Source organism: Pseudomonas guariconensis, assembly GCF_015680235.1.
GTDB classification, from domain to species: Bacteria; Pseudomonadota; Gammaproteobacteria; order Pseudomonadales; family Pseudomonadaceae; genus Aquipseudomonas; species Aquipseudomonas guariconensis_A.
In genome coordinates, this window is the sequence record NZ_JADLJL010000065.1 from 1 (window position 1) to 6,763 (window position 6,763).

The 6,763-nt window shown below is 65.0% G+C and carries 7 protein-coding genes; all 7 read right to left on the reverse strand.

Going from position 1 to position 6,763, the window contains the following annotated elements:
- Positions 1 to 74: 74 nt before the first annotated feature.
- Positions 75 to 1,331: a flagellar hook-length control protein FliK gene (locus IRZ56_RS22765; protein WP_196147007.1), complete on the reverse strand. Its 1,257-nt coding sequence runs from the start codon at positions 1,329 to 1,331 to the stop codon at positions 75 to 77.
- A 70-nt stretch (positions 1,332 to 1,401) separates the two neighbouring features.
- Positions 1,402 to 1,749, reverse strand: a complete 348-nt coding sequence (locus IRZ56_RS22770) for an Hpt domain-containing protein (RefSeq protein WP_196147008.1) — start codon at positions 1,747 to 1,749, stop codon at positions 1,402 to 1,404.
- A gap of 56 nt (positions 1,750 to 1,805) precedes the next feature.
- Positions 1,806 to 3,497, reverse strand: a complete 1,692-nt coding sequence (locus IRZ56_RS22775; protein WP_196147009.1) for an ATP-binding SpoIIE family protein phosphatase — start codon at positions 3,495 to 3,497, stop codon at positions 1,806 to 1,808.
- A 7-nt stretch (positions 3,498 to 3,504) separates the two neighbouring features.
- Entirely contained in the window at positions 3,505 to 3,810 is a 306-nt protein-coding gene (locus IRZ56_RS22780) for an STAS domain-containing protein (RefSeq protein WP_196147010.1), read from the reverse strand.
- 295 nt (positions 3,811 to 4,105) lie between these two features.
- Positions 4,106 to 4,558 carry a flagellar export protein FliJ gene (gene fliJ, locus IRZ56_RS22785; protein ID WP_196147011.1) on the reverse strand — a complete coding sequence of 151 codons (453 nt, stop codon included), beginning with the start codon at positions 4,556 to 4,558 and terminating at the stop codon, positions 4,106 to 4,108.
- Positions 4,559 to 4,564: 6 nt separating this feature from the next.
- Positions 4,565 to 5,923: a flagellar protein export ATPase FliI gene (gene fliI / locus IRZ56_RS22790; RefSeq protein WP_196147012.1), complete on the reverse strand. Its 1,359-nt coding sequence runs from the start codon at positions 5,921 to 5,923 to the stop codon at positions 4,565 to 4,567.
- Positions 5,913 to 6,683 (reverse strand): flagellar assembly protein FliH, encoded by a 771-nt coding sequence (gene fliH / locus IRZ56_RS22795; RefSeq protein ID WP_196147013.1) that lies wholly within the window; start codon positions 6,681 to 6,683, stop codon positions 5,913 to 5,915. Before fliH ends, fliI begins: the two co-directional genes overlap by 11 nt.
- Positions 6,684 to 6,763 lie beyond the last annotated feature (80 nt).

Consider the following 6,763-nt stretch of genomic DNA (forward strand, 5'->3'; position numbering starts at 1 on the left):
GGACAAGCCCGCTCCCACAGGCGCTTAAAATCCTGTGGGAGCGGGCTTGTCCCGCGATTGCGTCAACCGGCATGTCAGGCGTAGTAGTCCACCGCACTGTCGCCGATGACCACCTGCGGCTCGATCGGCCGTGACGCCTCGGCCACTTCACCCTCCTCGCCGCCCCCGGCCATGGCACGCCGCGCCGCGACGCCCGAGAGGTTCGAACCGTCCTGCTGCCCCGACTGTTGCTGCTGCCCCCGAGACTGGTCGGCGACATTCACATCCGGCTGCGCCAGCCCTTGCTGGGCGAACAGTTCGCGCAGGCGATGCACCTGGCTGTCCAGGGCATCACGCACACCGGCATGGCCACTGATGAAGGTGACTTGGGTGGACTGGTCCGTCGCGACATTGACACGGATGTCCAGGCGGCCGAGTTCGGCGGGCTCGAGCTGGATATCAGCGGACTTCAGGTTCTGGCTGGACAGGTACATAACCCGGTTCACCAGCCCTTCGGCCCAGGCGTTCTGGTTCATCGGCAGCGGCTGGTGCAGCGGGCTGGCCGGCACGGCATTGGCGGTTTTCGGCGTGACGGCCTGGGTCAGGCTGGCCAGGCGGTCGGCAAAGTCATCGACGCGGGTGTCGCTGCCGGCACCCTTGATGTCCGTCAGGCCATCTTCGAGCAATTCGCCAAACGCCTTGTCGCCCGGCTGTGACTGCCCGCGTTCGGCCTCCACCGGGTCGACCAGGTTCGCCAAGGTATTGACGGAGGCCTGGCCATCCTCGGCCTGGGCCGCATCGCCTGGGGCGGCAGCATGGGCGGATGTCGTACCCTTGGCCTGGGCCGTGTGTTCCAGGGCCAGGCGCAGGGTCGGCAGGTTGGCCAGTGGGTCTGCCTCGGGATCGAACGGCTGGGCATCCGCTTGCTCCTCGGGCAACGGCTGCGCCGGTAACTGCGCAGCCGCCTGCAGTACTGGCGCCACCGCTTCGGCCTGGGCCTGGATCAACTGCGCACCGGGCTGCGCGTCGGTGACCTGACCAGCCACCAGGCTGGCATCGAGGGAACTGCTATCGGCCGTGTCTTGCGCCGAGTCGGCAGTTGGCAAGCTATTGCCGGCTTCGGCAACCGGTTGCGCTTCCTTGGGCTGTACATTGCCGCCAGCGGCATCGTCACGCTTGTCCTTCGGCTTGGCCTGGGCTGCCTTGTCATCATGCCCTTGGCGCGCCATGACCTGGTCGAAGCCTGCCCCCTGATTGCCCGCCGATTGCGGCTTGTCGGCCGCTGCGGCGCTGGCGCGCGTCGGTTTGGCCAGGGCATTGGCTTGCAACAGTGGGTTGGGTGCGACAGGCATTGAAAGGTCTCCGCGCCGGAAATCGTGGAATCGTCCAGGCAAAGACAGGCAAGACTCGCGCCAGGTTTGTTCAGCCGGCGGAAATACGTTGTCGCTCACCGCGATAGAAGCGCTGCACCTCCAGGTATTCCTGGTCGATACGGTTGATCAGGTCTTCGATCCCGTACAAGGGCCGCTGCCGCACCCGTTCCTCGAGCTCGCGGCACAGTTCGGCGAGCCCAACAGCGCCCATGTTGCTGCTGCTGCCCTTGAAACTGTGCGCGGCCTGGCCCAGCTCCTCGGTGCTCCTGGCCCCATGCAGCTGGTTAAGGCGCCGCTCGGAATCCTCGAGGAAGGTCTCCAGCAGTTGCAGGTAACCATCCTCCATGACCTCTTGCAGATCCGCGAGGATCTTCTGATCGATGTGCATGTCAGTCACTTGTTCACTCCTTGATCAAGCTCGATTGTAGCGTGCGCAGGGCCCGCGCCGAACACTTACCAGCAGAATACCACTCGCGCGCAACGACCGCCTTCCAGCCATTCGGCGCCCTGGCAGAGGCTGCGCACCAGTTGTACGCCCCGCCCACTCAGCCCTTGCTCGGCAGGCTGGATGGACATCACCCGCGCCACGTCGAAACCCGCGCCACTGTCGCGTACCTCTACCGTCAGACGCCCACCTTCAGGCAAGGGTTCAACTTCCAGGTCGATGCGTACGAAGCCATCCAACGGTTGCCCCAGGCGCAGGTTACGCTGGCGGTAATACTCGGCGAAACCCTGGGCGTTGCGCTTGAGCCGTGAATCCAGGCCCAGCACGCCATGCTCCAGGGCATTGGCGTACAGTTCGCTGAGCACGGTATGCAACAGCCCGCCGCTTGGCCGCAAGCCATGGACTTCCTGCAGCAGCTGCACAAGGTATGGCACGGGATTGAAACGTTTCAAGCTCTCGGCCTGCAACTCGAAGTGCAGCGACCAATTCAGCGGGCTGCCATGGCCATTGTCGGCGTAGTCCGCCGGTATCGGCCCGTGCCGCTGCGGCTCGATCATGCCGATGTCGCACAGGCTGATATCGTCCCGCGGGCGCCCGCCGAAACGCTCCAGGGCCTGCATGATGTCATCGAGCAGGCGGGCCGAGTCACCCTTGCCCGCCATGACCTGCTGCAGGCGCGACACCCCGAACAGCTCGTCCTGGTCGTCACACGTATCGACCACGCCGTCAGACAGCAACAGCAATCGCTCGCCGACCGCCAGCGGCAACACCTCGGTACTGTCGTCGAACCGATCAGGTGCCAGGATCCCCAACGGCAGGTGACGGGACACCAGCGGCGCCAACACCTCACCGGTGGCCGACAGGTGGTAGGCGTCCGGCATGCCGCCATTCCACACCTCCACCCGGCCGCGCTCGAAACTCAGGTTGAGCATTACTGCGCAGCAAAACATGTCTACTGGCAAGATGCCCTTGAGCTTGGCGTTCATCTCGCGCAAGGTGTGTGCCACGCCATAGCCCTTGGCACTCATGCCATAGAACACTTCGGCCAGCGGCATCGCACCGATCGCCGCAGGCAGGCCGTGGCCGGTGAAATCGCCGAGCAGCACCTGCATGTCACCGGAAGGGGTATAGGCGGCCAGCAGCAGGTCGCCGTTGAACAAGGCGTAGGGCGACTGCCGGTAACGGATGTTGGGCGCACGCAGGCAACCGGAATGGGCCACCTTGTCGAACACGGCCTTGGCCACGCGCTGTTCGTTGAGCAGGTGATGGTGATGCCGGGTGATCTGGTCACGTTGCTCCAGCACCGTGGCGTGCAGGCGACGCAAGCGATCCATGGCGCGGATCTTGGCACCCAGGATCACTGCACTGTAGGGCTTGGCCATGAAATCGTCGCCACCGGCCTCCAGGCATCGCACCAGCGCGTCTTCTTCGTTCAACGAGGTGAGGAAGATGATCGGCACGAAGGCCTCGCCGGCGAGTGCCTTGATCTGCCGCGCCGCTTCGAAGCCATCCATGACCGGCATCAGCGCATCGAGCAACACCAGGTGGGGACGCTGCTCGGCGAACATCGCCACGGCCTGGGCGCCATTCTGCGCGGTGAAGACTTCATGCCCCTGGCGCCGGACGATCTGCGCCAGCAAAAGCCGGTCCGCCGCGCCGTCCTCGGCAACCAACACGCTCAGCGCCCGTTCGGCCGGCATGATGGGCTCAGCTGATATCGAACAGCTTTTCGAAGTTGGAGATGGCGAGGATCTTGCGCACGTCAGGGCTGGTATTGATCACGCTGATGCAGGCATCTTCGCCGCCTTCGTGGTCACGCAGCAACAACAGCATGCCCAGGGCGGAGCTATCGAGGTAGGTGGCTTCCCTGAGATCGACGACCACCGAATGCGGCCGCACGGGCTGGCGTTCGTAGGCATTGCGAAATTCCTGATGCCTGCCGAAATCGAAACGGCCCTTGACCTTGATCGTCAGTTTTTTCTCGTCCTGTGAAAAATCGGACTCCACAGCCATGCCAGCGATTCCTTCGATGAAGATGGCGAATACGATCCTAGAAGGTGTAGCAGCCGGGCCTGGTGTCCGCAAGTTGGGTTTGCGGGGGCCTTGCGGGCCCCATCGCGGGACAAGCCCGCTCCCACCAGGCCTGCGCTGTTTTCAGAGACACCGCCGTACCTGTGGGAGCTGGCTTGCCAGCGATAGGACCGGGGCAAGCAACTCAAGACAGTTGGCTCCCACAGGTGTTCAGCCGCCTTGGCGGGCTGCGAAATTCTGTGGGAGCGGGCTTGTCCCGCGATGGGGCCGAAACGCGTTACAGATGCCGCTCGCGCGGCAAGCGCTGGGACAACTCATCCAGCAACTTCTGCTCACGCTTGTCCTCGGCGCGTCGGGCCTCGTCGTGGTAGCGCTGCACCAGCTTGCGCAGGCCTTCCACCCGGGCATGGGCCTGTTGCCAGGTGTCGCGGGCATTGTTGAGGTTGTTCTGGTGCCAGGTCAGGCTCTGGCGCTGCTGGGTCATGGCGGTTTCCAGCTGGCCCAGGAAGCGCTGGTAATTGACCAGCCAGTTGCCGTTCACTCCTTGCCCACCGCGGTCAATCCACTGCAGCTGGTAGTCCTCGCGAAAACGCTCGAGCTCGGCCAGCTTGGCCTGGGCCAACGCCACCTGCTGCTGGAAATGCCCCAGGCGCTGGGCGGCCTTGCGCTCGGCCTCCTCGGCCATGTTCACCACCGGTGCCAGACGCGCGGCTCGACTGGGCAGGCCCATGATCTATCAGCCTCCCACGGGCGCGGCGAAGATGCCGTGAAGCTGCTCGCGGCTCTGTGTCATGCCGACATCCTCCTGCAAGCCCTGGCGCAGGAAGCCCACCAGCCGCGACTGCAGGGCGATGGCCTGGTCGGTTTCCGGGTCACCGCCGGCGACATAGGCCCCCACGCTGATCAGGTCGCGGCTCTGGGACAGGCGCGACCACAGCTGCTTGAACTTCTGCGCCTCGCGCAGGTGCTCGGCATCGACCACCTGGGGCATGACCCGGCTGATCGAAGCCTCGATATCGATGGCCGGGTAATGCCCTTCTTCGGCCAGCCGCCGGGACAGCACGAAGTGGCCATCGAGCACTCCACGCGCCGAGTCGGCGATGGGGTCCTGCTGGTCGTCGCCTTCGGACAATACGGTGTAGAACGCGGTGATCGAACCGCCCCCAGGCTCGCCGTTACCTGCCCGCTCCACCAGCTTGGGCAGCTTGGCGAACACCGACGGCGGGTAGCCGCGGGTGGCTGGCGGTTCGCCGATGGCCAGGGCGATTTCCCGCTGCGCCTGGGCGAAACGGGTCAGCGAGTCCATCAGCAACAACACGTTCTTGCCCTTGTCGCGAAAGTACTCGGCGATACGCGTGCAGTACATGGCTGCGCGCAGGCGCATCAAAGGCGCATCGTCGGCGGGCGAGGCTACCACCACCGAGCGCTTGAGCCCTTCTTCGCCAAGGATATGCTCGATGAACTCCTTCACCTCGCGGCCCCGTTCGCCAATCAGGCCGACCACGATGATCTCGGCTTCGGTGAAGCGGGTCATCATGCCCAGCAGGACGGATTTACCGACGCCGGTACCGGCGAACAGGCCCAGGCGCTGGCCTCGGCCGACGGTGAGTAGGCCGTTGATGCTGCGAATGCCCACGTCCAGCGGCTGGCTGATCGGGTCGCGGTTGAGCGGGTTGATGATCGGGCCGTCCATCGGCACCCAGTCCTCGGCCTTCATCCCGCCCTTGCCGTCCAGGGCGCGGCCAGCACCGTCGAGCACCCGCCCGAGCATGCTCATGCCCATGGGCAGGCGACCACCGTCATCCAACGGCACCACACGGGCGCCCGGGGCGATGCCGGCGACGCTGCCGACCGGCATGAGGAAAATCTTCGAACCGGCAAAGCCCATCACCTCGGCCTCGACCTGGACCGGGTGATGGCTGTCATCGTTGATCACCAGGCAACGCCCGCCCACGGCCGTACGCAGGCCCTCGGCCTCCAGGGTCAGGCCGACCATGCGCAACAGGCGGCCTTCCACGATCGGCTGATCTGGCAGCTTCACCGCCCCGGCATAGCTGCCGAGGCGCTTGGCGAAGCTGGTGCGTTCAAGACGCATCGCCGTGCTCCAGGTCGACCGAAAGGTCCGGCGCGGCCGGGTGCAGACCTTGCTCGTGCAACTGGTCGAACAATTGCGCCAAGGCTTTCTCGGTGCGCGTTTCCATGGTCGCGTCGATGCGGCTGTGCAGCGTCTCGATGCGGCAGCCCCCTGGCAGCAGGGCCTCGTCCTCGAGCAGTTTCCAGCGCTCCTCGTGACGCTCGCGCAGGGCCTTGACCTGCTCGAAGTCCTGAGGATTGAGGTGGATGCGGATGTTCTCGGCGCCCATCGGCAACAGTTTCAGCGCCTCGCGCAGCACGTGGGTGATCTGGCTCGAGTCGATGCGCAGCTCACGGCCGATCACCTGTCGCACCATGTGCGCCACCAGGTGAACCAGGCTCTTTTCGATTTGCTCGTCCTGCTCGGCAATCGGCTCGAGCAGGTGGCCCATCAGCCGCTCCAGGCCTTGCAGCTTGGCCGCCAGGGCTGCTTCGGCCTCCTGGCGCACCTTCAGCTGGGTGCTGTGAAAGCCCTCGCGCTCGCCAGTGGCGAAGCCTTCGTTATAGGCCTCCTGGCGAATGGCCTCGAGTTCCTCGAGGGTCAGCGGCTGGACTTCCTCCAGCGGCACTTCCTCGACTTCTTCCTCGACGGCCTCAGGTTCAGGCTCGGGTTCCGGTTCAGGTTCCGGCTCCGGATCGAAGCTGGGCAACGCCCAGACATCGACGCCCTCGAGGTCGCGGGCGCGGATCAGGTCGCTGGGGTGGGATTCTTTGGTGGGCATGTTCTTCAGATACTCATCAACGAGCAACGCAATCCTGTGTAGGAGCGGCCTCGCGCCGCGAAAGGGCTGCGAAGCAGCCC

Coding starts and splice junctions, on each gene's coding strand:
- IRZ56_RS22765 (WP_196147007.1), bottom strand. CDS start 1,331: ATGCCTGTCGCACCCAACCCACTGTTGCAAGCCAATGCCCTGGCCAAA.
- IRZ56_RS22775 (WP_196147009.1), bottom strand. CDS start 3,497: ATGCCGGCCGAACGGGCGCTGAGCGTGTTGGTTGCCGAGGACGGCGCG.
- IRZ56_RS22780 (WP_196147010.1), bottom strand. CDS start 3,810: ATGGCTGTGGAGTCCGATTTTTCACAGGACGAGAAAAAACTGACGATC.
- fliJ (WP_196147011.1), bottom strand. CDS start 4,558: ATGGGCCTGCCCAGTCGAGCCGCGCGTCTGGCACCGGTGGTGAACATG.
- fliI (WP_196147012.1), bottom strand. CDS start 5,923: ATGCGTCTTGAACGCACCAGCTTCGCCAAGCGCCTCGGCAGCTATGCC.
- fliH (WP_196147013.1), bottom strand. CDS start 6,683: ATGCCCACCAAAGAATCCCACCCCAGCGACCTGATCCGCGCCCGCGAC.